This window comes from Pseudomonas sp. TE3911, assembly GCF_054062775.1.
Window position 1 is genome coordinate 107,276 of record NZ_JBSSFP010000001.1, and the last position, 23,476, is coordinate 130,751.

The 23,476-nt window shown below is 52.1% G+C and carries 21 protein-coding genes, 2 tRNA genes, 3 rRNA genes and 3 pseudogenes; 16 read left to right on the plus strand and 13 right to left on the minus strand.

Annotation, left to right across the window (positions count from 1 at the left end; all coding sequences use genetic code 11):
- Together ACVWXD_RS00500 and ACVWXD_RS00505 are read right to left on the minus strand one after the other, a co-directional pair.
- On the minus strand, window positions 1-546 hold the full coding sequence (locus tag ACVWXD_RS00500; protein ID WP_099602188.1) for a cytochrome b/b6 domain-containing protein: 546 nt from the start codon (window positions 544-546) through the stop codon (window positions 1-3).
- Entirely contained in the window at window positions 546-812 is a 267-nt protein-coding gene (locus tag ACVWXD_RS00505) for a PepSY domain-containing protein (RefSeq protein WP_032885640.1), read from the minus strand. The genes ACVWXD_RS00500 and ACVWXD_RS00505 overlap by 1 nt, the downstream gene beginning before the upstream one ends.
- A 147-nt stretch (window positions 813-959) precedes the next feature.
- Between ACVWXD_RS00505 and ACVWXD_RS00510 the strand changes: the two genes are divergently transcribed.
- Both ACVWXD_RS00510 and ACVWXD_RS00515 read left to right on the plus strand, forming a co-directional pair.
- Complete coding sequence (locus ACVWXD_RS00510) at window positions 960-1,622, plus strand: response regulator (RefSeq protein WP_032885641.1); 663 nt, start codon at window positions 960-962, stop codon at window positions 1,620-1,622.
- Window positions 1,619-2,998, plus strand: a complete 1,380-nt coding sequence (locus ACVWXD_RS00515; RefSeq protein ID WP_095186396.1) for a sensor histidine kinase — start codon at window positions 1,619-1,621, stop codon at window positions 2,996-2,998. Before ACVWXD_RS00510 ends, ACVWXD_RS00515 begins: the two co-directional genes overlap by 4 nt.
- Window positions 2,999-3,221: 223 nt before the next feature.
- Here ACVWXD_RS00515 and ACVWXD_RS00520 read toward each other — a convergent pair whose 3' ends face one another.
- The 3 genes and pseudogenes from ACVWXD_RS00520 to ACVWXD_RS00530 all read right to left on the minus strand — a co-directional run bounded on the left by ACVWXD_RS00520 (window position 3,222) and on the right by ACVWXD_RS00530 (window position 5,096).
- Complete coding sequence (locus ACVWXD_RS00520; RefSeq protein ID WP_099602187.1) at window positions 3,222-3,446, minus strand: pyocin S6 family toxin immunity protein; 225 nt, start codon at window positions 3,444-3,446, stop codon at window positions 3,222-3,224.
- Window positions 3,443-4,577 (minus strand): annotated as a pseudogene (locus ACVWXD_RS00525) (colicin E3/pyocin S6 family cytotoxin). The gene ACVWXD_RS00520 and the pseudogene ACVWXD_RS00525 overlap by 4 nt, the downstream one beginning before the upstream one ends.
- Window positions 4,578-4,724: 147 nt before the next feature.
- Window positions 4,725-5,096: a PH domain-containing protein gene (locus tag ACVWXD_RS00530; RefSeq protein ID WP_032885644.1), complete on the minus strand. Its 372-nt coding sequence runs from the start codon at window positions 5,094-5,096 to the stop codon at window positions 4,725-4,727.
- A 127-nt stretch (window positions 5,097-5,223) separates the two neighbouring features.
- On the opposite strand from ACVWXD_RS00530, the gene ACVWXD_RS00535 reads away from it, so the two are divergent.
- Window positions 5,224-5,859, plus strand: a complete 636-nt coding sequence (locus ACVWXD_RS00535; RefSeq protein WP_095186398.1) for a LysE family translocator — start codon at window positions 5,224-5,226, stop codon at window positions 5,857-5,859.
- A gap of 6 nt (window positions 5,860-5,865) precedes the next feature.
- On the opposite strand, the gene ACVWXD_RS00540 is transcribed toward ACVWXD_RS00535, so the two are convergent.
- Entirely contained in the window at window positions 5,866-6,195 is a 330-nt protein-coding gene (locus tag ACVWXD_RS00540; protein WP_122763878.1) for a hypothetical protein, read from the minus strand.
- Between the two features lie 198 nt (window positions 6,196-6,393).
- Between ACVWXD_RS00540 and ACVWXD_RS00545 the strand changes: the two genes are divergently transcribed.
- Both ACVWXD_RS00545 and ACVWXD_RS00550 read left to right on the plus strand, forming a co-directional pair.
- On the plus strand, window positions 6,394-7,290 hold the full coding sequence (locus tag ACVWXD_RS00545) for a hypothetical protein (RefSeq protein WP_032885647.1): 897 nt from the start codon (window positions 6,394-6,396) through the stop codon (window positions 7,288-7,290).
- An 18-nt stretch (window positions 7,291-7,308) separates the two neighbouring features.
- Window positions 7,309-7,593, plus strand: a complete 285-nt coding sequence (locus ACVWXD_RS00550) for a hypothetical protein (protein ID WP_032885648.1) — start codon at window positions 7,309-7,311, stop codon at window positions 7,591-7,593.
- Between the two features lie 2 nt (window positions 7,594-7,595).
- On the opposite strand, the gene ACVWXD_RS00555 is transcribed toward ACVWXD_RS00550, so the two are convergent.
- From ACVWXD_RS00555 to ACVWXD_RS00565, 3 genes are all read right to left on the minus strand, one after another.
- Window positions 7,596-7,817, minus strand: a complete 222-nt coding sequence (locus ACVWXD_RS00555) for a hypothetical protein (protein ID WP_457370575.1) — start codon at window positions 7,815-7,817, stop codon at window positions 7,596-7,598.
- 233 nt (window positions 7,818-8,050) lie between these two features.
- Window positions 8,051-8,791 carry a hypothetical protein gene (locus ACVWXD_RS00560; protein ID WP_032885650.1) on the minus strand — a complete coding sequence of 247 codons (741 nt, stop codon included), beginning with the start codon at window positions 8,789-8,791 and terminating at the stop codon, window positions 8,051-8,053.
- A gap of 54 nt (window positions 8,792-8,845) precedes the next feature.
- Window positions 8,846-10,375, minus strand: a complete 1,530-nt coding sequence (locus ACVWXD_RS00565) for a hypothetical protein (RefSeq protein WP_457370576.1) — start codon at window positions 10,373-10,375, stop codon at window positions 8,846-8,848.
- A gap of 170 nt (window positions 10,376-10,545) precedes the next feature.
- Here ACVWXD_RS00565 and ACVWXD_RS00570 point away from each other — a divergent pair.
- The 7 genes and pseudogenes from ACVWXD_RS00570 to ACVWXD_RS00600 form a co-directional block, all read left to right on the plus strand.
- Window positions 10,546-10,707, plus strand: a pseudogene (locus ACVWXD_RS00570) (protein-methionine-sulfoxide reductase heme-binding subunit MsrQ); the annotation flags it as partial.
- 488 nt (window positions 10,708-11,195) lie between these two features.
- Window positions 11,196-12,732, plus strand: a 16S ribosomal RNA gene (locus ACVWXD_RS00575).
- Between the two features lie 83 nt (window positions 12,733-12,815).
- Window positions 12,816-12,892 (plus strand) — tRNA-Ile (locus ACVWXD_RS00580).
- Window positions 12,893-12,922: 30 nt separating this feature from the next.
- Window positions 12,923-12,998 (plus strand) — tRNA-Ala (locus ACVWXD_RS00585).
- A 247-nt stretch (window positions 12,999-13,245) separates the two neighbouring features.
- Window positions 13,246-16,137 (plus strand): 23S ribosomal RNA (locus tag ACVWXD_RS00590).
- A gap of 169 nt (window positions 16,138-16,306) precedes the next feature.
- A 5S ribosomal RNA gene (rrf, locus tag ACVWXD_RS00595) occupies window positions 16,307-16,422 on the plus strand.
- Together the 16S, 23S and 5S rRNA genes with 2 tRNA genes alongside form the textbook arrangement of a ribosomal RNA operon.
- 193 nt (window positions 16,423-16,615) lie before the next feature.
- A pseudogene (locus tag ACVWXD_RS00600) lies at window positions 16,616-17,036 on the plus strand (IS3 family transposase); the annotation flags it as partial.
- 85 nt (window positions 17,037-17,121) lie between these two features.
- Here the strand turns inward: ACVWXD_RS00600 and ACVWXD_RS00605 are convergent.
- Window positions 17,122-17,271 (minus strand): hypothetical protein, encoded by a 150-nt coding sequence (locus ACVWXD_RS00605; protein WP_241149728.1) that lies wholly within the window; start codon window positions 17,269-17,271, stop codon window positions 17,122-17,124.
- A 684-nt stretch (window positions 17,272-17,955) separates the two neighbouring features.
- Between ACVWXD_RS00605 and ACVWXD_RS00610 the strand changes: the two genes are divergently transcribed.
- From ACVWXD_RS00610 to ACVWXD_RS00625, 4 genes are all read left to right on the plus strand, one after another.
- Window positions 17,956-19,290 (plus strand): tyrosine-type recombinase/integrase, encoded by a 1,335-nt coding sequence (locus tag ACVWXD_RS00610; protein ID WP_457370577.1) that lies wholly within the window; start codon window positions 17,956-17,958, stop codon window positions 19,288-19,290.
- A gap of 309 nt (window positions 19,291-19,599) precedes the next feature.
- Complete coding sequence (locus ACVWXD_RS00615) at window positions 19,600-19,962, plus strand: hypothetical protein (RefSeq protein ID WP_457370578.1); 363 nt, start codon at window positions 19,600-19,602, stop codon at window positions 19,960-19,962.
- Complete coding sequence (locus ACVWXD_RS00620) at window positions 19,959-20,417, plus strand: hypothetical protein (protein WP_457370579.1); 459 nt, start codon at window positions 19,959-19,961, stop codon at window positions 20,415-20,417. Before ACVWXD_RS00615 ends, ACVWXD_RS00620 begins: the two co-directional genes overlap by 4 nt.
- A gap of 80 nt (window positions 20,418-20,497) precedes the next feature.
- Complete coding sequence (locus ACVWXD_RS00625; protein WP_457370580.1) at window positions 20,498-21,694, plus strand: relaxase/mobilization nuclease domain-containing protein; 1,197 nt, start codon at window positions 20,498-20,500, stop codon at window positions 21,692-21,694.
- Between the two features lie 7 nt (window positions 21,695-21,701).
- Here ACVWXD_RS00625 and ACVWXD_RS00630 read toward each other — a convergent pair whose 3' ends face one another.
- From ACVWXD_RS00630 to ACVWXD_RS00640, 3 genes are all read right to left on the minus strand, one after another.
- Window positions 21,702-22,076, minus strand: a complete 375-nt coding sequence (locus ACVWXD_RS00630; protein WP_457370581.1) for a hypothetical protein — start codon at window positions 22,074-22,076, stop codon at window positions 21,702-21,704.
- 1 nt (window position 22,077) lies between these two features.
- Window positions 22,078-22,623, minus strand: a complete 546-nt coding sequence (locus ACVWXD_RS00635) for a hypothetical protein (RefSeq protein WP_457370582.1) — start codon at window positions 22,621-22,623, stop codon at window positions 22,078-22,080.
- 147 nt (window positions 22,624-22,770) lie between these two features.
- Window positions 22,771-23,469, minus strand: coding sequence for a hypothetical protein (locus tag ACVWXD_RS00640; RefSeq protein WP_457370583.1), 699 nt, complete (start codon window positions 23,467-23,469; stop codon window positions 22,771-22,773).
- Between the last annotated feature and the right edge of the window lie 7 nt (window positions 23,470-23,476).

Sequence of the window (23,476 nt, forward strand, 5' to 3'; positions counted from 1 at the left end):
TTACTGCGCACGTTCATCCGGCAGGCGCTTCCTGCGACCGGTGAGCATGGATAACGGCAGGTTGTCCCGCACCTGGATACTTTCAAACACGGCAGCCAGTACATGCAGGCAAACCAAGCCAAGCAGCGCATTGGCGGCGGTCTCGTGGACTTGAAGCGGCCAATCGGCGCCCCAGAGGGCATCGACTTCCTGCATCAAAAAGCCACTCACGCCGACGGTGAGTAACGCCAGCAACATCAACAGCATCACCAGCGCGCCAATCGGCGAATGCCCCAAGCGGTGTTGCGGCTTACCCTTGAGCAACGAGCGCGCGTGGGCATTCAGCCTTTTTGGCGTAGGCCAAAAGTCTGCCCACCGCGCGCTGCGCGGTCCGACAAATCCCCACACTGTTCGCACCAGCAGCCAGGCCATGGCGTAATAACCCAGCCAGACATGCCAGTCGTCGCCGGCTTCGTTGAAGAAGTAATTGGCGACGAAGACCCCGGCGATGGAGGCATGGAACAGCCTCACCAGCGGGTCCCACAGGCGTAGGGATTCGCCTGGCATCAGCCTTTGATCTCAGTCTTCACGGCCTTGCCGGTGACCGGGTCGTGGTAGATCTCAACTTTGCGCTTGTCCTTGTCGAACCCGTAGATCTCATAGCAGTTGCCATCAGTGACCTTGAACTTGCTGATGGTGTAGCCCTCGGCCTTGAGCTTGTCCTGGAAGGCTTTTTCGTCTTGCCATTGCGAGCGCTCGGCGGTGGTGCATTGCGGGCCGGCGAAGGCCAGGGGGCTGGCGAGGATCAGGGACAGCAGGAGAATTTTGCGCATGGAAAAGCTCTCAGCAAATGTGGGAGATTTCACAGTGCAAAACCAACCTTAGGGCAACCTTAGTTGGCAACGAGCCGTAACATCTTTGCTGAAATAGCCCCGGCCATAACCCGGCATGATGCCGCCGATTCCTACAGAGATTTTGCTATGCGCCTACTCCTTGTCGAAGATGACCGTGCCCTTGGCCAAGGGATTCGTGTGGCCTTGGGCGCCGAGGGCTACACCCTGGATTGGCTGCAGGATGGCGTTGCGGCGCTGCATGCGTTGCGCACGGAGAGCTTCGATCTACTGCTGCTAGACCTCGGCCTGCCCCGCCTCGACGGCCTCGACCTGTTGCAGCAACTGCGCGCCGAGCAACATGATCTTCCGGTGCTGATCCTAACCGCCCGCGACGGCACCGCCGAGCGCATCGCCGGATTGGACGCTGGCGCCGACGATTACTTGGTCAAACCCTTCGACGTCGAAGAGCTCAAGGCACGCGTGCGCGCGCTGTTGCGCCGCAGCCAGGGCCGCGCGCAACCGATGCTCGAACACGCCGGCGTCAACCTCGACCCCGCCACCCAGCAGGTGCGTTACCTGGATGAGGACATCATCGTCACCCCTATGGAATACCAACTGCTGCACCAACTGATGGTACGCCCCGGCAAAGTGGTGACCCGCGAGCGCTTGTCTCGCGCGTTGTATGGCTGGCAGGACCGCGTCGAAAGCAACACCTTGGAAGTGTTGATCCACAACCTGCGTAAAAAGTTATCCACAGAGCTCATACGCACCGTGCGCGGCGTTGGCTATGTGCTGGTGCTCAAGCCATGACCTCCGTGCGCGCGCGCATCCTCGTGCCGGTGCTGGTGTTGATCCTGCTCGGCGATGCCCTGATCAGTTGGCTGGTGCTGCGCGACAGTCACCACGAAATCGAAGAAGTCTACGACGCCCAACTCGCCCAAAGCGCGCGCCTGCTGCAAGGCGTACTGCGCCAGCGCGACCCCGGCGAGGCGGATTGGGACCGCTTGTACCAGGCGTTTGATCAGGCCATGAGCCGCGTGGGCGAAGAGGGCGTGGCTCATCCCTATGAAACTCGCCTGACCTTCCAGGTGTGGCGCAGTGACGGCCAGCTACTTGTACGCTCAGCCGAAGCGCCGGTGCTGGCCGCACCGCCCGCGACCCTTGGTTCCCACGACATCATGGACAACGGCAACGACTGGTGTGCCTTCCTCCTCGCCGACCCGCAACAGGGCCTGTTGATTTGGGTGGGCGAGCGCGACGACATCCGCCAAGACGTGATCCAACGCATCATGCGTCACACCCTCTGGCCGACCCTCATCGGCGTGCCGCTGCTGACGGTGTTGATCTGGCTGTTAATCGGTTGGGGTCTCAAACCCCTGCGCGCCATGGCACTGTCGATTCGTGGACGCAATTCCGACACCTTGCAACCGCTGCACCTCAAACCGCTGCCCTCCGACCTGGAACCCATGCAAACCGCGCTCAACCGGCTGTTGGTGCAGGTGGACGAGTTGTTGGAACGCGAACGCCGGTTCATCGCCGACGCCGCCCACGAACTGCGCACCCCCCTGGCGATCCTGCGTATCCATGCGCAAAACGCCCAAAGCGCGGAGACAGTGGAGCAACGACGCGAGGCATTGGAATTTCTGGTAAGCGGTGTCGACCGCGCTACCCGTATAGGCAGCCAGTTACTGACCATGGCGCGCATCGAGCCGCAGTTGAACAACCCTGTGCGCAGCCGTGTGCAATTGACAGAGTTAGTACGCGAAGAATTGGCAGAACTTACCCCGCTGGCCATGGAGAAAGGTGTGGAGCTGGTGCTGGAGGGTGACGAAGAATGCTGGGTTGAAACCGAGCCCGTGGCACTGGCCATCGCCCTGCAAAATCTGGTGACCAACGCTCTCAACTTTTCCCCGCCGGGCAGCGAGGTGAAGGTGGTGATTGGTGCCTTTTGCCTGAGCGTGCAGGACCAGGGGCCGGGGATTGATGAAGCGGAAATCGGGCGTTTGTTTGAGCGGTTTTATAGCCGTGACAATGCCAATGGTGCCGGGTTGGGGCTGGCGATTGTCGAGATGATCGTCGGCAAGATCGGCAGCCGGCTGGCCTTGCACAACCTGGAGCGTGGTGGGTTGTGCGCGCGGTTGGTCTTTAACGAAGAAATCCAGAACAGCAGCCCTTCAACTGCCTGAGCTGAAAGGGCATGTGTACTGAGCGTGCTTGCCCCGCGCTGGTCTGCGAAGCAGCCCCAACTCGGCCACCGAGATTTTCCATAGGAACCGCAGGGCTTGGTTTCAGGGCCGCTTCGCGCCCCAGCGCGGGGCAAGCCCGCTCACCACAAAAAAAGCCCGCTCACCAGGGAGATCCTCGTCAGCCTTTAGTCGGCGAATGGAGTTTGAATGTCCCTTGGTTCACTTAGTCGTGTGAGGTAAGAAATAAGTCAAAGTGAGTGGGCAGCTTTAGAGCAATCGCTTTTTCTATCTTGAGTACTTGTTCTTCCGTCAATAGATAGTCAAATACGCAATCCTCCAGTTTCTCCCACCCCATAATGTCCATCAGGTCTTGAGTGGACAGAGGTAGCGCCTGTTCAAAGGATGCAAAATCCTCGTTAGGCAAAACGCCCATAATTGAGTGGTTCATGGTTCTACCGTCCTTTCAGGCTTGGCTGGCTTACGTTGGTTACCGGTCAAATGATCGAACTCGCCGAGATGAATTCCGCGCTTGGAGGACTTTTCCAAAGCGCCATGTTGAGCGTCCCATTCATAGGTCGTCCCGTCGGGATCTTTCCATCTTGGGCGTTGGCCACCCCCCGTCATTGGAGTTTTCGAGCGAGCCCACTTGGCTTTCGGAAATGCAGCTAGGAGTTTTGGTTTGGGGTGATAGGTATCATCCCCAGCCCGAACACTGACCACCACATACAACGGCCGACCCCCCCACTCCACCGGGAACACCAGAATAAAATCCCGATATTCCGGCGGATAAACCGGGTTCACCAAAATCTGCGCAGCCTTCTGGTTTGGCGGGTAAATCCACATTACCGGCGCCTGCGGTGCAGCCTCCAACGCTGGGATTCCCAGGGCGTCCCCCGGATTCAACCGCAGGCGTCCAGATCAGCTCCACACCTTGGCCCAAATCCGCCACAAACTGATCGCCACGGCTTTGCAACTGCACCACATCGATCATCTGCCAGTCGGCATTGTTGCCGGTGTAAAACCCATAGCCCTTGAGCGTGCCGCCCTCCAACTGCTCAACATGCAAACGCATCTGTGAGCGCGCCCGTTGCATCGAGCGCAATTGCTCATCGCTGTACAACGCGCTATCACCCAGCGCCGATGGCCAAGCCAACGCCACTAACCCCGTCAACAACGCCCCGGCTACAGAGCCGACAGCAGTCGCTGCCGACTCCAACACCGCTGCACGCAACGCCAACTGCCCCAAGCCAACGGGCAATGCGCTTCCGCTGATCTTGCGCAGCGAGACGGTTCCCCGAGTGTCCACTTCACGCCCGCCCAGCAGGCTGAAATGTCCGTATTCCGTGACCAACTCCAGCGGTACGAAACCGCCGGTAACGGCGTAGTGGGTGATGCCGTCGGGCAGTTGGCAGGGTTTGGTGAATACGCAGCCGGGAGGCTTGGTGGGGGAGGGGGCTGGCGCGGGAGGACGGTCGAATAGATGGAGCGATGGCGAAAAACGCCGCCGTGCCGGTTGCGGTGTCAGGATTCGCTGTTTGAGTTGTTGTTCTTCGGTGAGAGGGTATGCGCGCTCTGACATGACAGGCTCACCTCCTTGTGTGGGGACGTGAGCCTAAGAGGGGGTATGAGCGGACTAAGTCGGATTTGTTCGATGATGGGTGTGGGAAAACGAGACAGGGGTCAGAAGGGCGCTATCGTTTCGAATATTTTGATTTTTACCTGCTGATCAGGTCAGCAGGTGCTTGGAAATCAACCGCGAAATCTCAACAATCGACGTCTTCCCCGTAAATTCAAATTTCACCTTCCCCAGCGAAGAAAAGTAAATCTCCAACTCCGAATCCAGATCAAACGTGCCGGACGTTTCCACCGAGTACGCCACGATATTTTTATACGGCAGCGACGTGAAGTCCTTCTTGCTCCCGGTAATCCCCTGCACGTTCACGGCGATGATGCGCTTGGTGGTAAACACTACGCCGTCGCGCATGGCTTTGTAGGCGTCGACCACTTCCTCGCCGTCCAGCAGCAGGGCGGCTACGCGTTCGGCGTATTCGTTGTTTTGTTTGAGCTTGAAGAAACCTTTGTTGTTGAAGTCGATCATGGGCCTGCCTCGTGGGTGTATGCCGATTTGCTCGTGGATCTGTATCTAACGCGGGCATTTTGAACGCCCTACCATGGCGACCAACCTTACAACCTTGCCCAGATGTTTCAACAACCGGAGCCGCACCATGCCTGAACTATCCAGCTGGCTTGCCTATGCGCTGATCTCCCTCGGCATGGTGCTGACGCCCGGACCGAACATGATTTACCTCATATCCCGCTCGATCTGTCAGGGCCGTACGGCTGGATTGATTTCCCTGGGCGGCGTGGCGTTGGGTTTTTTGGTTTATATGCTTTGTGCGGCGTTGGGAATTACCGCGTTGGTCATGGCGGTGCCGTTTGCCTACGACGCGCTGCGGTTTGGTGGGGCGTTGTACCTGGCCTATATGGCGTGGCAAGCGATCAGACCGGGCGGGCGTTCACCGTTTCAGGTGCGCGATTTACCCAAGGACAGCCCACGCAAGCTGTTCACAATGGGGCTTGTGACCAACCTGCTGAACCCTAAGGTGGCGGTGATGTATTTGTCGTTGCTGCCCCAGTTCATCGACCCGAACGGCCATGGCAGTGTGCTGACACAATCACTGGTGTTGGGCTTTACGCAGATTTTTATCAGCGTGGGTGTCAACGCGGTGATTGCCACCCTGGCGGGCTCCATCGCGGTGTTTTTCGTCACACGGCCCGGTTGGCAAGTGGTGCAGCGCTGGCTGATGGGCTCAGTGCTGATGGGGTTGGCGGTGCGCATGGCGGTGGAAGGGCGGCGGTAGGTCGCCTCACTGGATGTCTTTCAGATAATCCTTGAGGGTGGTTAACGGCTCGGGCAGTTCATCCAGTTGATGGGCATTTTGCACAGCCGCCGCCAGCCGTTGCAGTTCACGTCCCAGTACTGTGTCGGCACCGCCCACCGCCATCAAAGCCTGGCCCGCACACTCATCAATCTTCACCAAGATTTCAGCCAAATCCCCCTGCCGCACCAACAGCCCAAACACCTCCCTGTCATAGCCAACCATCACCGGATCATCCCGCAAAACCGGGCTGCCACCGTCCACCTCATGCACCAACTTGAGTGCAAAAAGCGCCACAGCTTCCAGCGTCAATTCCATGGTCTTGGTTCCTCAACATACGGGGGGAGGGGGATGATCACTGTTCTGTGTGTGAAAAAAAAGACCTGGCCCACTTTGCGGCGTGCATCACATTAAGGCCTCTGCACAAGGAACGATACTAATTGGCCATGTTCCAACTCGCCGTGCCAAGCGCACCCAAGCAGCCCGCTTTATCTACTTACAAGGACGCAAGCCCCCATGCCCTCATCCCCTTTTCAATCGCCTTCCAATACTGGTGAGCTGATCGCCAGCTTCCGTCATGGCAAAGCCTTTCTTGTGGTCAGTTTGATCTTTGGTTCTGTGATGCTGGGGATGGCCGGGTTTGTGCTGTACCTGAGCACCATCCTGCCGCAGGGCAACAATGGCCCCGTCACTCTCCAGACGTCACGCGGCATGACCTTGAATTTCAGCGACCCGCTTATGGTGTTTTATGCCACCAGCGCCTTGCTGGCGGTGATCGGCCTGAGCATGTTTGCGGTCTACGCCTGGCACAAAAAGCTGCGTGCGCCCCGTTATGACGTGTACGAGCATGGCATCGAGCGCTTCGTGAACGATGAGCGCGAATACACGGCCTTTGCCGATATCGAGGACCTGTATCTGTTCGGCTCCGGCCAAACCGTGTTGACCGGTATGGTTACCAACGTTGCCTATCGCCGCAATGCTTCGGAACCGTTTCACCGGGTGATCGAGACCCTCAAGGGCTTTCACGATTTCCAGCAACTGGTGCGTGAACTGCACGTACGCGCACGCCTGCCGGCGGTGGCGGCGACGCTGGAGGCGGGCGGGGCGGTAACGTTCAATTGCATCAGCACTGCGCAGGTCTGGGGCAAGCGGGTCAGCGGCAACTTCCTCAAGATCACCACGACGCCAATTCTGGTCAGCGCCGCCTTCCTTGAGTACCAGGGCCGCAAAGTGCCGATGGCATCGTTGCGCACCGTCGACCTCAACGCCTGGACCGAGAACGTGGTGATCAAGGACGACAGCGGCAAGCCCGTGCTGTCGACCATCGCCACCGGCATCCTCAGCCATGACCTGTTCCTCAACACCCTGGATGTGGTGTTTGCGGTTGAAGAACAAGCCCGTGAGTTGGCCTAAGCCCAGGAGTATCAAACGATGATTTATCGCGGCGCAGGCTGGCTCACGCTGTTCACTCCGGTGGCCATGGTGCTGTTGTTGATGGGGTTGTGGCCTGATCCCAGCGTCAAGCCAGGCAATGTCTCGCTGATGCAGTTCCTGATAGGCGCGGGTGTTGGCTCGGCGATCAACGTGGTGCTGGGCTTCGTGCTCAATCGGCATCCGCACGCTGATGGGGTGCGCCATCACTTCTTTTTCATGCCGATGCAGTGGCCGGCGCTGGTGATCACCGTGGTCTGTGCGCTGATCGCCCTGTTGAAATAAACCTACCGGCCGCTCGGCAAGGGCGGCCGCGTGTCGCGTTGTTCCAGATTGACGCGGAACGTGGTGTACGTGTCGCCATCGGCCAGGTAGAGGTTGCTTCGGTACACCTCGACTGCACCATCGAGTTTGATGTACAGGCCATTGGCGACCCGTTCGATCACTACATTCTGCAAGTCGGTGTCCGAAACCAGGAACGGTGGCTTCTTGCCCAGGCGCACCTTCATCACCTCGTCGCTGCTTTCGCAATCGTCTGCTTAGAACCGCAGACTTTTGGGCTCCCCTGCGTTCCTCGCGCCTTGCACGATGTACACCCACTGCCCGGGTATGAACGCTTGCTTGAGGACTATTTGCGACGGGAATTGCGGTTTATGTACGAGCGCGTAAGCCAACAGCACTGCCAGGCAGGCTAGAAAGGCCCAACCGAGAAGCTTTTTGGTCCGTTGAGTCATCACTTTGCTCAGCTGTAGTCGAAGGTAAATAACACCAGGCCTTCAATCGGCTCGTAGAACATCACGATCAAGTCGGCCCCCGCGGTGCGGTAATGCCAGCCGGGCACGCTGGCGACGTGGAAAAACCGGTTGCCGGCCGGGCTCAAGGGATACACGTTCGAATCGCCACGGTCGGGGTCCAGTTCAATGATCTGCATCGGAAACTCCACCGACTCCACCCAGTTAGCCAAGCCGTCGACTTCGCCGCCCAGTTGGGTGACAAACTCCACCGCATCCAGCGGCTCGCCGTCTTCGCGCGCCAGTACCCCGTGGGTGTTGAACCGCTCGACCGTACGGGCAAATGCGCGGTGTTGCTCAGCACAGTGACGCTCCAGGTCCGCCCGCGCGCCGGGGTGAGGGTCGGCCAGTTGCGCGTTGCCTGCATGGAGAAAGAAGTAGCGCGGGTCGCCGCATAGGCGGTATCGCCCCTGCTCAAGCTGAAATCCGATCCAGTTGGTTTTCAGCAGGTCACCGTGAAAGCCGTCCCATTCGGTCAGCTCGCCGACAAGACTCTCATAGGGCTCCAATGGGCTCAGCATGTGCACGACGCCCGACCATTCGGGATTCACCTGGCTCAGGTCAAGGCTGAAGAGCGGATGCAGATGCTTGGCCAGTTCCAGTTGATCGGCGACGAACACGTCTTCAATCGCCGGAAAGGGCTGCATACCTGTGGGGATTTGGGTGAAGTCTTGGGAGAGCGTATTGGTCATGGGGTGTCTTCCTTGATCGTGGATATCAGCGCAAAAAATCAGGTAACGGGCATGTTAACGCCATGCCCCTCGGGTAAGCGCGGTGCCGGGCAATTCCAACTGTATATACGCAATCACCGCGACCATTACTGCGCAAAACAGCCATTGGAGCGCACTCAGCCCGGCAATCCGATAGATCGCCTGCAACGGTCGCCGCCAGCGGTACTCATACTCGGCAGGTGCCCAGCGTGCCGGCTGGAGCACGCCGATCAAACCGGTCACTGCGTAGGTAGCAAGCCCCAACCACCCAAGCCATTGCCACACGACAAAACCCAGCGCTACTAATGGGCCGCCGTTCCGGATCACCCGATAGCGGCGGTCGGGGATCCATTTGCGGCGCACACACCAGCGGCTGACGCGTTGGTCGAGGTCTTGCAGGCTCTCGGCCATGACGGTCCAGTAGGTCAGCAGCCACTGGCCGACGCGGGCCATCAACCAGCCGCCCAGTAGGTATAGCGGCAGCATCAATAAGGTCGGGCCGAGTGCGAATCGGCTGGAGAGACTACCCAACGCCAGGCAGGTTGCAAGGACGGCGGTGGCTCGTTTCAGGCCGTGGCGGGTGGGGCGATAGCCGACGAGGGCGTGCCAGAACCACGGGTTGTGATTGGGGAACAAGCCCAGCAGGTCGGGGAACCGTGTGGAAAACGCTGCGGACAGTTGCTCGCAGGCCTGCCAATCGGCTTCTCCGAACGTGGCGGCCAATTGCGCTTGCTGCGCGGGTTTTGCACACATCAAAAACAACGCCGCCGCACCCGGTTGTTGCGCCTGATCTCGCAACGCGTTCAGCCAGACGTGTTGCTCGCTGCGCCGGACCAGGGCCTGCCACCGGGCTTGATCGATAGGCACCGCAGCGCCAGCGTCCCAGGCGAACAGCTGGCAGACCTGTTGGAAAAGAGTCGGCGACCAGCTTTCTTGCACCGTGAACAGGTGCAACACCTGCACCTGTAACGCCTGGTGATGGGTCAGGTCAACCAGCCAGCCCTGGCGGCAGGCCCGCTCCAGTCGTTCGAAGAACGCCTGAGGCTGGGCGTCTGCCAGGTATTTTTCAAGGTCGTCGTACAGCGCGCCCTTGAGTGCGTGGACCAGTCGTTGATGGGGAAAACCGCCGCTGTTTATTTGCTGCCATGGCGTGAGCCATTGGCGTTTCTCAACGCCCCAGGTCAACAGCGGTAGATGCCGGTCGGGTGCGTTGACGCAACGCTGGAACAGCAGTTGTTCATAGTCGGCGGCACACCCTTGTGCCACGGCGCGGGCCCAGCATTCGTCGACTTTCCAGTCATCGAATTTGGCCAGCAGCGCCATCGCTTGTTCATACGCAGCAGGGGGGAGGGCGTGGGCGACGAGGCTGTCGCCGTCACGCAGTCGCTGCAACGCCCGCTCGTACGCTTCCCGCAGACGCTGGAAGGCGACGGGATCATCGTCCGGCCGCGTTACCTTGAGCAGCTTGGCGTACTGGCGTTTGAGGGTGCGCTCGTCAGGGCTGGCCAGCAGATCGTCCATGTTCAGCATCGCCAATCGTTCTTTCAGGGGGAGGGTGATGATCACTGTTCCTGCGCGCTAAAAACAACCCCGCTGCTCACCGCTCCAATATCCATTCCACCCGGCGGTTATGCGCTCGCCCTTCCGTCAGGCGATTGATAGCGGGACTTATCAGGTCTGCGCGGATTCAGTGTGAGGGGAGCTAAGTCTGTGCGCCGGGCGCGCATTGCTGGGGTGGGCTGCTGCATATATTTTGGATCGTGCGGGCTGATCACAGGAGTGGGCTATCTATGCATCTATCTATAGCTGCGCTGCTGCTGGTGTTGCGTGTACCGCCGGTGATGCGCCGAATCCCCCGGCTTATTGCGAAAAAAGCACCTTCTGCAACAAAAGCGTAATTAACGCTTGACCGCAGATTCTGGAAGCCTATAATTCGCCCCACTTCCGGCGCAGTCGAAACGGAAAACTCCTTGGTAAACAACGAGTTACGCAGTTTTCGGCGGTAAGTTGCTTCAGTCCATCGAAGCCAAAAGGAAGTTGAAAAAGAGGTGTTGACAGCAGCGTGTAACGCTGTAGAATTCGCCTCCCGCTGATGAGAGATCAGAAGCGCAAGTGGTTGAAGTTGTTGAAGAAATCTTCGAAAGCTTCTGAAAATAATCACTTGACAGCAAATGAGGCTGCTGTAGAATGCGCGCCTCGGTTGAGACGAAAGATCTTAACCAACCGCTCTTTAACAACTGAATCAAGCAATTCGTGTGGGTGCTTGTGGAGTCAGACTGATAGTCAACAAGATTATCAGCATCACAAGTTACTCCGCGAGAAATCAAAGATGTAACCAACGATTGCTGAGCCAAGTTTAGGGTTTCTTAAAAACCCAAAGATGTTTGAACTGAAGAGTTTGATCATGGCTCAGATTGAACGCTGGCGGCAGGCCTAACACATGCAAGTCGAGCGGTAGAGAGAAGCTTGCTTCTCTTGAGAGCGGCGGACGGGTGAGTAATGCCTAGGAATCTGCCTGGTAGTGGGGGATAACGTTCGGAAACGGACGCTAATACCGCATACGTCCTACGGGAGAAAGCAGGGGACCTTAGGGCCTTGCGCTATCAGATGAGCCTAGGTCGGATTAGCTAGTTGGTGAGGTAATGGCTCACCAAGGCGACGATCCGTAACTGGTCTGAGAGGATGATCAGTCACACTGGAACTGAGACACGGTCCAGACTCCTACGGGAGGCAGCAGTGGGGAATATTGGACAATGGGCGAAAGCCTGATCCAGCCATGCCGCGTGTGTGAAGAAGGTCTTCGGATTGTAAAGCACTTTAAGTTGGGAGGAAGGGCAGTTACCTAATACGTGATTGTTTTGACGTTACCGACAGAATAAGCACCGGCTAACTCTGTGCCAGCAGCCGCGGTAATACAGAGGGTGCAAGCGTTAATCGGAATTACTGGGCGTAAAGCGCGCGTAGGTGGTTTGTTAAGTTGGATGTGAAATCCCCGGGCTCAACCTGGGAACTGCATTCAAAACTGACTGACTAGAGTATGGTAGAGGGTGGTGGAATTTCCTGTGTAGCGGTGAAATGCGTAGATATAGGAAGGAACACCAGTGGCGAAGGCGACCACCTGGACTGATACTGACACTGAGGTGCGAAAGCGTGGGGAGCAAACAGGATTAGATACCCTGGTAGTCCACGCCGTAAACGATGTCAACTAGCCGTTGGGAGCCTTGAGCTCTTAGTGGCGCAGCTAACGCATTAAGTTGACCGCCTGGGGAGTACGGCCGCAAGGTTAAAACTCAAATGAATTGACGGGGGCCCGCACAAGCGGTGGAGCATGTGGTTTAATTCGAAGCAACGCGAAGAACCTTACCAGGCCTTGACATCCAATGAACTTTCTAGAGATAGATTGGTGCCTTCGGGAACATTGAGACAGGTGCTGCATGGCTGTCGTCAGCTCGTGTCGTGAGATGTTGGGTTAAGTCCCGTAACGAGCGCAACCCTTGTCCTTAGTTACCAGCACGTAATGGTGGGCACTCTAAGGAGACTGCCGGTGACAAACCGGAGGAAGGTGGGGATGACGTCAAGTCATCATGGCCCTTACGGCCTGGGCTACACACGTGCTACAATGGTCGGTACAGAGGGTTGCCAAGCCGCGAGGTGGAGCTAATCCCATAAAACCGATCGTAGTCCGGATCGCAGTCTGCAACTCGACTGCGTGAAGTCGGAATCGCTAGTAATCGCGAATCAGAATGTCGCGGTGAATACGTTCCCGGGCCTTGTACACACCGCCCGTCACACCATGGGAGTGGGTTGCACCAGAAGTAGCTAGTCTAACCTTCGGGAGGACGGTTACCACGGTGTGATTCATGACTGGGGTGAAGTCGTAACAAGGTAGCCGTAGGGGAACCTGCGGCTGGATCACCTCCTTAATCGACGACATCAGCTGCTCCATAAGTTCCCACACGAATTGCTTGATTCATTGAAGAAGACGATAAAGAAGCAGCCCGAAATTGGGTCTGTAGCTCAGTTGGTTAGAGCGCACCCCTGATAAGGGTGAGGTCGGCAGTTCGAATCTGCCCAGACCCACCAATTTTGTGTGGGAAACGCCTGTAGAAATACGGGGCCATAGCTCAGCTGGGAGAGCGCCTGCCTTGCACGCAGGAGGTCAACGGTTCGATCCCGTTTGGCTCCACCACTACTGCTTCTGTTTGTTGAAAGCTTAGAAATGAGCATTCCATTGTGATGATGGTGAATGTTGATTTCTAGTCTTTGATTAGATCGTTCTTTAAAAATTTGGGTATGTGATAGAAAGATAGACTGAACGTTACTTTCACTGGTAACGGATCAGGCTAAGGTAAAATTTGTGAGTGGCTCGAAAGAGCCAAATCGAATTTTCGGCGAATGTTGTCTTCACAGTATAACCAGATTGCTTGGGGTTATATGGTCAAGTGAAGAAGCGCATACGGTGGATGCCTTGGCAGTCAGAGGCGATGAAAGACGTGGTAGCCTGCGAAAAGCTTCGGGGAGTCGGCAAACAGACTTTGATCCGGAGATGTCTGAATGGGGGAACCCAGCCATCATAAGATGGTTATCTTACGCTGAATACATAGGCGTAAGAGGCGAACCAGGGGAACTGAAACATCTAAGTACCCTGAGGAAAAGAAATCAACCGAGATTCCCTTAGTAGTGGCGAGCGAACGGGGACTAGCCCTTAAGTGGCTTTGAGATTAGCGGAACGCTCTGGAAAGTGCGGCCATAGTGGGTGATAGCCCTGTACGCGAAAATCTCTTAGTCATGAAATCGAGTAGGACGGAGCACGAGAAACTTTGTCTGAATATGGGGGGACCATCCTCCAAGGCTAAATACTACTGACTGACCGATAGTGAACTAGTACCGTGAGGGAAAGGCGAAAAGAACCCCGGAGAGGGGAGTGAAATAGATCCTGAAACCGTATGCGTACAAGCAGTGGGAGCCCACTTTGTTGGGTGACTGCGTACCTTTTGTATAATGGGTCAGCGACTTATTTTCAGTGGCGAGCTTAACCGAATAGGGGAGGCGTAGCGAAAGCGAGTCTTAATAGGGCGTCTAGTCGCTGGGAATAGACCCGAAACCGGGCGATCTATCCATGGGCAGGTTGAAGGTTGGGTAACACTAACTGGAGGACCGAACCGACTACCGTTGAAAAGTTAGCGGATGACCTGTGGATCGGAGTGAAAGGCTAATCAAGCTCGGAGATAGCTGGTTCTCCTCGAAAGCTATTTAGGTAGCGCCTCATGTATCACTGTAGGGGGTAGAGCACTGTTTCGGCTAGGGGGTCATCCCGACTTACCAAACCGATGCAAACTCCGAATACCTACAAGTGCCGAGCATGGGAGACACACGGCGGGTGCTAACGTCCGTCGTGAAAAGGGAAACAACCCAGACCGTCAGCTAAGGTCCCAAAGTTATGGTTAAGTGGGAAACGATGTGGGAAGGCTTAGACAGCTAGGAGGTTGGCTTAGAAGCAGCCACCCTTTAAAGAAAGCGTAATAGCTCACTAGTCGAGTCGGCCTGCGCGGAAGATGTAACGGGGCTCAAACCATACACCGAAGCTACGGGTATCACGTAAGTGATGCGGTAGAGGAGCGTTCTGTAAGCCTGTGAAGGTGAGTTGAGAAGCTTGCTGGAGGTATCAGAAGTGCGAATGCTGACATGAGTAACGACAATGGGTGTGAAAAACACCCACGCCGAAAGACCAAGGTTTCCTGCGCAACGTTAATCGACGCAGGGTTAGTCGGTCCCTAAGGCGAGGCTGAAAAGCGTAGTCGATGGAAAACAGGTTAATATTCCTGTACTTCTGGTTATTGCGATGGAGGGACGGAGAAGGCTAGGCCAGCTTGGCGTTGGTTGTCCAAGTTTAAGGTGGTAGGCTGAGATCTTAGGTAAATCCGGGATCTTAAGGCCGAGAGCTGATGACGAGTTAACTTTTAGTTAACGAAGTGGTTGATGCCATGCTTCCAAGAAAAGCTTCTAAGCTTCAGGTAACCAGGAACCGTACCCCAAACCGACACAGGTGGTTGGGTAGAGAATACCAAGGCGCTTGAGAGAACTCGGGTGAAGGAACTAGGCAAAATGGCACCGTAACTTCGGGAGAAGGTGCGCCGGTGAGGGTGAAGGACTTGCTCCGTAAGCTCATGCCGGTCGAAGATACCAGGCCGCTGCGACTGTTTATTAAAAACACAGCACTCTGCAAACACGAAAGTGGACGTATAGGGTGTGACGCCTGCCCGGTGCCGGAAGGTTAATTGATGGGGTTAGCTAACGCGAAGCTCTTGATCGAAGCCCCGGTAAACGGCGGCCGTAACTATAACGGTCCTAAGGTAGCGAAATTCCTTGTCGGGTAAGTTCCGACCTGCACGAATGGCGTAACGATGGCGGCGCTGTCTCCACCCGAGACTCAGTGAAATTGAAATCGCTGTGAAGATGCAGTGTATCCGCGGCTAGACGGAAAGACCCCGTGAACCTTTACTATAGCTTTGCACTGGACTTTGAATTTGCTTGTGTAGGATAGGTGGGAGGCTTTGAAGCGTGGACGCCAGTCTGCGTGGAGCCAACCTTGAAATACCACCCTGGCAACTTTGAGGTTCTAACTCAGGTCCGTTATCCGGATCGAGGACAGTGTATGGTGGGTAGTTTGACTGGGGCGGTCTCCTCCTAAAGAGTAACGGAGGAGTACGAAGGTGCGCTCAGACCGGTCGGAAATCGGTCGTAGAGTATAAAGGCAAAAGCGCGCTTGACTGCGAGACAGACACGTCGAGCAGGTACGAAAGTAGGTCTTAGTGATCCGGTGGTTCTGTATGGAAGGGCCATCGCTCAACGGATAAAAGGTACTCCGGGGATAACAGGCTGATACCGCCCAAGAGTTCATATCGACGGCGGTGTTTGGCACCTCGATGTCGGCTCATCACATCCTGGGGCTGAAGCCGGTCCCAAGGGTATGGCTGTTCGCCATTTAAAGTGGTACGCGAGCTGGGTTTAGAACGTCGTGAGACAGTTCGGTCCCTATCTGCCGTGGACGTTTGAGATTTGAGAGGGGCTGCTCCTAGTACGAGAGGACCGGAGTGGACGAACCTCTGGTGTTCCGGTTGTCACGCCAGTGGCATTGCCGGGTAGCTATGTTCGGAATAGATAACCGCTGAAAGCATCTAAGCGGGAAACTAGCCTCAAGATGAGATCTCACTGGAACCTTGAGTTCCCTGAAGGGCCGTCGAAGACTACGACGTTGATAGGTTGGGTGTGTAAGCGCTGTGAGGCGTTGAGCTAACCAATACTAATTGCCCGTGAGGCTTGACCATATAACACCCAAGCAATTTGCTTGCTTCGAGCTTAAAAGCGAAAGAGCACCAGATTGCGGTGTGTGAAGACGAAATGAACCGAAAGTTCGACTCTTGCAAACACCGAAAGCTATCACATACCCAATTTGCTGAAGCGAGGCCAACTGGTCACGACTCAGTACCCGAATTTCTTGACGACCATAGAGCATTGGAACCACCTGATCCCATCCCGAACTCAGTAGTGAAACGATGCATCGCCGATGGTAGTGTGGGGTTTCCCCATGTGAGAGTAGGTCATCGTCAAGATTAAATTCCGAAACCCCATTTGCGAAAGCAGATGGGGTTTTGTTTTGGGCGGGCGGAAAGTGCGAGGGCGGGTCAGGGCGAGCTCTCGAATATCCTCAGGGACGGCGGGCCTGAACTGGCCTAATGATTTTGAACACTTCAATCGGGCGCTATATTGGTACCTAAGTCTGAGGTGTTTGGATACTTCGCCAAAAAGTGCGCCTTTATCAAGCAGCGCACCGGCGACTACTCGATTCGACGGCTTTGCCTGACGCTGATAGTGCATCCCGGTGGTTATTACAGCGTGGCGGTCTGAGCCGCAATCTATACGCGCCAAAGACGACCAGCGACTGCTGGGTTTGGTCAAGCATTCCTGGCTGGAGAGCGGCGGCGTTTACGGCTATCGCAAAATCCATGACGATCTGCGCTAGGTCTGTGAGGATTGTGGTGGTCATTGTGTGGCTAGGCTGATGCGTCTTTAAGGTATGCGTTCTCAGACAGGTTATCGACGCCGCCCCGGAAAGTGCGGCGGTAAGCCAGCGGTAGCATTACCCAATTTGTTGAGGCGCCAGTTCGATGTCTTGGAATCCAACAGGGTTTGGGTCACTGACATCACCTACATTCGTACGTATGAAACAACGTAAAACGCCGCCATGGTTTCAACAATCAGCTGCCATCGGTAGAGTTTGAAAAGCGTTACGCAATGAGCTTGCAAGGTGTCTAGAGAATCCGGGGCGATTCACACTGATTGAGAAGGCGCGGGATGACCGGCAAATAGTTAGGATTATTTTTGCCGTCCCAGTTCGGACGATCAATCGCATCTTGAACGTCAAGGATAACAATCAGGATAGGGGCGGATTGGTCCTTCATCTCATCTCCTTTGGGTAGGGCGGCAGGCCGAGTGTGCTGAGACGAGCCTCAACCAACAGTTGATTGCACTCGAAACCTGCCTACAGCTCTTTGCGAAGCCCTCCATAATGAATCTCAAGCTTATGCAAGTTGAGTTCGGCAGACGCTTACCGATACGCGCACTGCCTGATGCGGAACATTTGCCAGGATTCCTACCGGATATTGCCTTCTACCTAAGCTAGAAATCTCTCAATGATCGAGCCTGGGTGTTGCCGACGCCTCGGCGTAGCCCAAATTCGTCCAATCGATAAGGCCGATATCGTAATTCGAGATTCGCGCGTTGGCTTATGCGTGATGGGAGGTGAGCGAGAGTGGGCTTTCGATGTCATCACAAGGCTTCTGGGGCGGGGCGTGAGCGCGCTCAACGATCTTTAAGGCTTGTAACTATCTTGTGGGCTGGTTTTGTCTGTTCTCGCCTTCTGGGTACCTTTGCCGGCCTCTGGCGACGTGACTTCACTTTTCCACAGACGAAAAAAAAGACCTTGAAATTCAAGGTCTTTTTTTAAGATGGTGCCCCGAGGGAGACTCGAACTTCACCATTATGACCTTGAATCGCTTTCGGGCCAGTGTATACGCTTTTCTTATATTGTTTTGGATAGAATTTTTGGGTAGAAGTTTGGTTTGAAAATCCTTGAGAATTCTGAAATGTCTGATTTCCTGGTCCTAAAAGCTGGTACTTATCACGTCCGTCTGGACGTTCCCGCAGACGCCCGAGAGGCGTTTGGTGGCCGCAAGGTGCTGACTAAAAGCCTCAAGACAGGAAATCGTTCTGAGGCTCACGTACTTAAGCTGAGATGGTTGCAGCAGTGGAAAACCGAGATTGAGAAAGCACGACGTAAGGAGTTTCCTGATTTCCGTGAAGAAGTAATGTTGATAGTCGAGAAATATCAATCTGAGATTGAGAGAGAAAGTAAGACGCCTCTTAATTATTTCGATCAAACCCCATCTGCTGCTACGAAGCGAATCATTGAAGTAACAGACGTGATTAAGGCTCATCAGCTACGACCTAGCCTACAGCGTGAAGCTATTTCTATTCTTGCTGGTCATAGTGATTACTCCCCTAAAACGCCTTTCTTCAAGAGTCGGTTGGACGCGTTTCATGCTTATGAAACTGAACAACGTAAAGTCGAATTGCACACGGTAGATCGGCACATAAAGCGAATTCGCATGCTCGACGCATTTCTTAAAGAGAGTGAGTTGCTTCTTGATCGCGACACCGTTTCAATTTTTTTAGCATCTCTTAAAGTAGAAGCAAAAACTAAGAAGCAATATCTATTTTCATTTAGTGCTTTTTGGAACTATGCAATAAAAAAAGATGCTGCTTTTAAGTCAGTTTATGGTGCGTTACAAAATCCATTTAAAGATCATGAACTAAACGAAGAAAAACGAGGCATATATAAAGAAAGTAGCAGGCGGGCGTTTGCTACAGAAGAAATAGAAATGCTCTATCATAAAGCTATTGATGAAGAAAATCGGAAGCTTGCGGATCTTATCCAGCTTGGTGCATACACTGGAGCTAGGATAGAAGAAATCTGTCAACTTCGAATCGACTCGATTGTTGTTGAGGACGGCGTAGATTGCTTCCATATACGTGAGGGTAAGACCGAAGCAGCCGTTCGTCATGTGCCTATACACCCTAAGCTGAAACAAACTCTCAAACGCCTTGTGGAAGCGTCAACTGACGGTTTTCTGTTACAGACGGGGAGAGGGGGGAAATATGGTGTAAAATCGAAAGATTTGGGAAATGAATTCTCTCAGTTCAAAACTCGCCTTGGTTTTGATAAAAAATGTGTATTTCACAGCGTTCGCAAAACTGCCATTACGTTACTTGAACGTGCTGATGTGAAAAACCTTATCGTTATGTCTATCGTAGGGCATGAACCTGGTGGAGCATTGAACATTACTTTTGATAGATATTCAGAGGGTCCTACTCCAAAAGCAAAGCTGTCGGCGATTAAGAAAATTGTTTATAAATTTTAAATTCCTTTTCAAGGCTAATAGCCAAGAATGGCGGCTACTCTTTCGTCATATGTATTTACATGTTTGGTAAATACATAGTTTTCTTTGTCTTTACGTATTGACACTTTCGTTAAATTTGCTATTTGTATATATAGCTCTATAGTTTTTAAGATGCGAGCAATACCTTTGTAATGACAAAACTGCGTTTTGTCATTACACCCATACGAAACTACTTCGTAGCTTTCTCGGGACAGGTTCTCGAAAATTCCAGCACTGCGTTTGAATTTTATTTAGAGCAAAGGAGCAGAAACAATGTAAAAGGAGATTGATATGTTAAGTAAATATAACGCGTATAAGAATGAAGCAATTATGCAGTTTAATCGTTTGAGCGATGAAACCAGCTATTGTCTATTTGCTGCTGGCACTAAGTCAGAACTAATAAACCACCTAGCATTTAGAATAGTTTCGCTGTCTGAAGCATTTTCAGATATATCTGACAGAAGCTACAGTGACGATGAAAAGCTGTTCATAGCCGCTTGGGCAGGCGAAATCTATGAAGCTCAGATGAGCCTTTTTCCTCTCGACCTTGCCGATATGGAATGCTACATCGTGACTCAGAAGAATGGCTACAAGGTCAAACCAATAGTTGAGACAGCTAAAAATTTCATCTCTAGAACAAGAGGTGAAGTATGAGTAACAGAAAGAGAAATAAAATTTGCTCTTACGCTACTACTGAAGCGGAGCTGCGAGAAATAGACGAAGCTATAAAAATTACGCAACATAAAAGCAGAACAGACTTCATTCTTTCACTAATTCGGAACTCAAACACAATTGTTGTGAGCGAGCTGCAAAGCTACGACGATGTATTTAATCGAGCCGGAAATGTTGGAAATCAAATTTTAAGAGCTTTAAATACAATTCTAAGCCCGGACACTCTGGACTTTAAGAAACAGGACGTTCTCCGCAAGCTAGAAAGCTTTTTAGAAAAGGACAATGGGCAAGTGCTAAAAGCCTTAACGAGGCTAGCTGAAAATCTTGATGCAGCAGTAGATGTTTATTCGAATTACGAAGACAACATAGAATTCGCAACTTCAAAGAAACTCGCTCAAGTCATTAAGCAAAAACGTAAAGAAGCAGGTGGCATATGAAATTTAAGATTTTGACTAGAAGATCTCATACTGCTGCTACCGTTAAATATATTCAAAAGCACGTTAAAGACCCGTCGTCCATGCGTTCGACCATTCCAAAGTTTGAAGGTACTTCAGACAGCGAATATGCTCAACTAGTCGAAAAGAAATTTGAAAAGGGAAGAGCTAAAAACCAACAGCGTCTTTACTTTCATAAAATAGTAGCCTTTCATCCGTCTGACTCTCACAAGACAGACTCTGAGCTTCTCGACATTGCCGAGGAAGCTTTGAGTATTTCTATGCCTGGAAAACGACATTACGTCATGACTGTTGAAAGAGACACAGCACATCCTCATGTGCATATATGTGTAGCTCTTCGCTCACTCGATACGAAACTAGTACATAGAGACTTCGTTGATTATATCGAAATTGGGAAAGCTCTAGAAATCAAGCACAGCCTCTACAATGCGGATAGGACACAGCAACCTTCACCTTATGCTCCCGCTCCTAATACTGTACAAATCGAGCGTAAAACAGGCTCTAAGACTATTAAGAACGACCTCAAAGAATCTATTGGATTTGCGTTTGAGAACGCTCAGGACACTGCTGAATTTATCACTCAGCTCGAAGAATTGAATATTTTAGTGCTACCTAATCTCAATAGTTCTGGCGTTTCTGGCCTGAGTTTTGAAAAAGAGGGTGAGATTTTCAAAGGTTCACAGGTAAATTTCCCCATTAAAAAGATCAAAGAAAAATTTGGATCTGATCCCTTTTTCACTCAACTCATGAAGTATTCTGCTGAAAAAAACCAGTCTATTCTTGAGAAGCAGTCTCTGCTAGGTACTGGTGAGAAAAAAGGAATTCTAAGGAAATATACAAATAGAACTATTGATAAGCACTTTTTAAGTAGTGACGAAAAGACGTACTTTTTCAAAGACACAAACAAAATAGCATTTACACACGACAGTGCAATAAATCAGGTCAACTTCGCCACTTCAAATTTCAAAAGCATCAAAGCGGGGGCTCAAAAAATCTTAGAAACTGGTACAGCAGTGAGCGTACCCAGCACGTGTAGGACTGAGTTTAAGAGACAAGCTTGGTTAGTGTGTAAGCTGAATAATTATCCCATGAGCGACTTTTACGAGCCTGCCGAAGCTGACTTTGAAAAAGCTTTAAAACTGGTAAAAGACGAAAAAGAAAATGAGCGTTTAAGACAAGAGCTAAGAAGTTTTCAAGAAAGACAAAAGCACGATATGCAGCCAAACAAAAAATCTAACAGCCCAAAGCTCAAGCTTTAATAGCATTTCAGCCGCAATTTCTAGACTGTAATGCATTGTATTCTTCGACTAGCTTTGAATAAGCTTCGTCTTGCTGTTTTTTTACAGCCCCCGCTTCATGTCCAAAGACAGAATAGTCAAAACTACTATCGTGTACTTTATCTGCTTTATCTTTGAAGTATTGACTTCTCTTTTTGTCATCTTCGCATTGCTTAGTCATAGCTAGCTTATTGGCTTTTTCACGAGCCAATTTCTTTTGAGCTTGATTAGCTAATATAATTTCTTCTGTTGAAACTTTAGAGCTATCAGTCAGCTTACTAAATTGCCCGTACCCGAGTACCACAACTAGAACTGCGACAAAAAGGATAACGTGGGCGACCCCCCATGCTTTCTGAGCACTCATATCATAACTCTCTTATTTTGATAATATAATCATCACCTATTAGACAATTTCCAGACAATCTTCTGATTGAAACTTTTGGACCATTGCTAATTTTTGAGTCTGATCTTCCACAACCTCCGCCAAAACTGCCTGCTCCCCAAATGCAGAAACTGGTTTCCACTACACATGTATTTTTTTCATCGTAAAACATCGTATATTTCGTATTATTTTTAAGTGCTGAAGTTTCTACAAATATACTTAAGCCTAGGGAGCTATCGTAAAATGCACCATTTTCACCATTGTATCTATTAGCTCCTATGGCAGGCTTTGGAAAGACTGTTGCGTATAGCGTAGGCTTAGCCGGTTTTACCGGCTCCACAGGCTCTACGGGCACGTTTGGGCCTGGAAAAGGGTTTGGTGCTGTCGCACCAGACTGAGCTATGTTTATAGACCCGTTAGGCAAATGCCCACCTCTGTTCACTTCAAGCGGGATTTTTACTGAGTATTCAGCAGATGCTGCGTGAGTTAAAACGGTTAACGCTAAACCTAGTATTATTTCATATTTCATTTTTTCTCCTTGTTCAGTTTTTTCTTATTCTTGTAGTTGCTGACATGTAAAAACACTATCCATCCAACAAATAGTAACATTGGTATAAAATACCCGCTCAGTAAGCGTATCACTTCTAAAATATCGTTACTCATACTTCCCCCCCTTTTAAAAATTAATTCCCACTTGTTGAAGCGTAGCTTGAAACATCTGAAAAGTATGCGGCAAATCCACGATGAGAGCCGAAGCAATCATAGTGACGATTGGCTTCCCGTATCCGCTATCTTTCGCTGATCCGTTAGACACTTGTACCAGCCCATGCACACCGACTAAGAAATAAATCAGGCCGATGAATTGAAATACAGAGACAATAAATTTGAGATTATCCCAAAAGATTTTAGCGGTTGAATCACTTGAAAGTTTTTCGACTCTGGCTCTCAATTCACCCGCCAGTTCACTCATTTCATCATTGAAGCACGTACTGGAAAATCCATCTTTCTCAGATGCGATAAAACACGGCTGCTCAGAGCTGCCCCCCCATGAACTGATAATAAGACCTAATCCTAAACCTGCATTCAAGAATAAAACTGCCGCTACGGCATACACGTATACAGTTACACGTTTAACATCTTTACCGCTCCCGCCCAAGTCAAGCAGCTTGAAACCCATCAAAATGAACGTCAGTACGCCCAGGAAATAGCCTGTATATCTTACAATTTGTATAAAAGTTCCAACGAGTTCAGCTCTGTTAGCAGACGCTGAAGTTTCATCTAAAGAAGCGGCGTTAGCAAAAACTGGCAAAGAAATGATGAACAATAAAATCAATGTACTTAGTTTTTTTACTATTCTTATTGTTTTGTCATTCATCAATTTC

Coding starts and splice junctions, on each gene's coding strand:
- ACVWXD_RS00630 (WP_457370581.1), bottom strand. CDS start 22,076: ATGAGTGCTCAGAAAGCATGGGGGGTCGCCCACGTTATCCTTTTTGTC.
- ACVWXD_RS00505 (WP_032885640.1), bottom strand. CDS start 812: ATGCGCAAAATTCTCCTGCTGTCCCTGATCCTCGCCAGCCCCCTGGCC.
- ACVWXD_RS00540 (WP_122763878.1), bottom strand. CDS start 6,195: ATGGAATTGACGCTGGAAGCTGTGGCGCTTTTTGCACTCAAGTTGGTG.
- ACVWXD_RS00515 (WP_095186396.1), top strand. CDS start 1,619: ATGACCTCCGTGCGCGCGCGCATCCTCGTGCCGGTGCTGGTGTTGATC.
- ACVWXD_RS00500 (WP_099602188.1), bottom strand. CDS start 546: ATGCCAGGCGAATCCCTACGCCTGTGGGACCCGCTGGTGAGGCTGTTC.
- ACVWXD_RS00555 (WP_457370575.1), bottom strand. CDS start 7,817: ATGAAGGTGCGCCTGGGCAAGAAGCCACCGTTCCTGGTTTCGGACACC.
- ACVWXD_RS00635 (WP_457370582.1), bottom strand. CDS start 22,623: ATGAAATATGAAATAATACTAGGTTTAGCGTTAACCGTTTTAACTCAC.
- ACVWXD_RS00550 (WP_032885648.1), top strand. CDS start 7,309: ATGATTTATCGCGGCGCAGGCTGGCTCACGCTGTTCACTCCGGTGGCC.
- ACVWXD_RS00625 (WP_457370580.1), top strand. CDS start 20,498: ATGCGTTCGACCATTCCAAAGTTTGAAGGTACTTCAGACAGCGAATAT.
- ACVWXD_RS00640 (WP_457370583.1), bottom strand. CDS start 23,469: ATGAATGACAAAACAATAAGAATAGTAAAAAAACTAAGTACATTGATT.
- ACVWXD_RS00520 (WP_099602187.1), bottom strand. CDS start 3,446: ATGAACCACTCAATTATGGGCGTTTTGCCTAACGAGGATTTTGCATCC.
- ACVWXD_RS00610 (WP_457370577.1), top strand. CDS start 17,956: ATGTCTGATTTCCTGGTCCTAAAAGCTGGTACTTATCACGTCCGTCTG.
- ACVWXD_RS00545 (WP_032885647.1), top strand. CDS start 6,394: ATGCCCTCATCCCCTTTTCAATCGCCTTCCAATACTGGTGAGCTGATC.
- ACVWXD_RS00530 (WP_032885644.1), bottom strand. CDS start 5,096: ATGATCGACTTCAACAACAAAGGTTTCTTCAAGCTCAAACAAAACAAC.
- ACVWXD_RS00615 (WP_457370578.1), top strand. CDS start 19,600: ATGTTAAGTAAATATAACGCGTATAAGAATGAAGCAATTATGCAGTTT.
- ACVWXD_RS00510 (WP_032885641.1), top strand. CDS start 960: ATGCGCCTACTCCTTGTCGAAGATGACCGTGCCCTTGGCCAAGGGATT.
- ACVWXD_RS00560 (WP_032885650.1), bottom strand. CDS start 8,791: ATGACCAATACGCTCTCCCAAGACTTCACCCAAATCCCCACAGGTATG.
- ACVWXD_RS00535 (WP_095186398.1), top strand. CDS start 5,224: ATGCCTGAACTATCCAGCTGGCTTGCCTATGCGCTGATCTCCCTCGGC.
- ACVWXD_RS00605 (WP_241149728.1), bottom strand. CDS start 17,271: ATGAAGGACCAATCCGCCCCTATCCTGATTGTTATCCTTGACGTTCAA.
- ACVWXD_RS00620 (WP_457370579.1), top strand. CDS start 19,959: ATGAGTAACAGAAAGAGAAATAAAATTTGCTCTTACGCTACTACTGAA.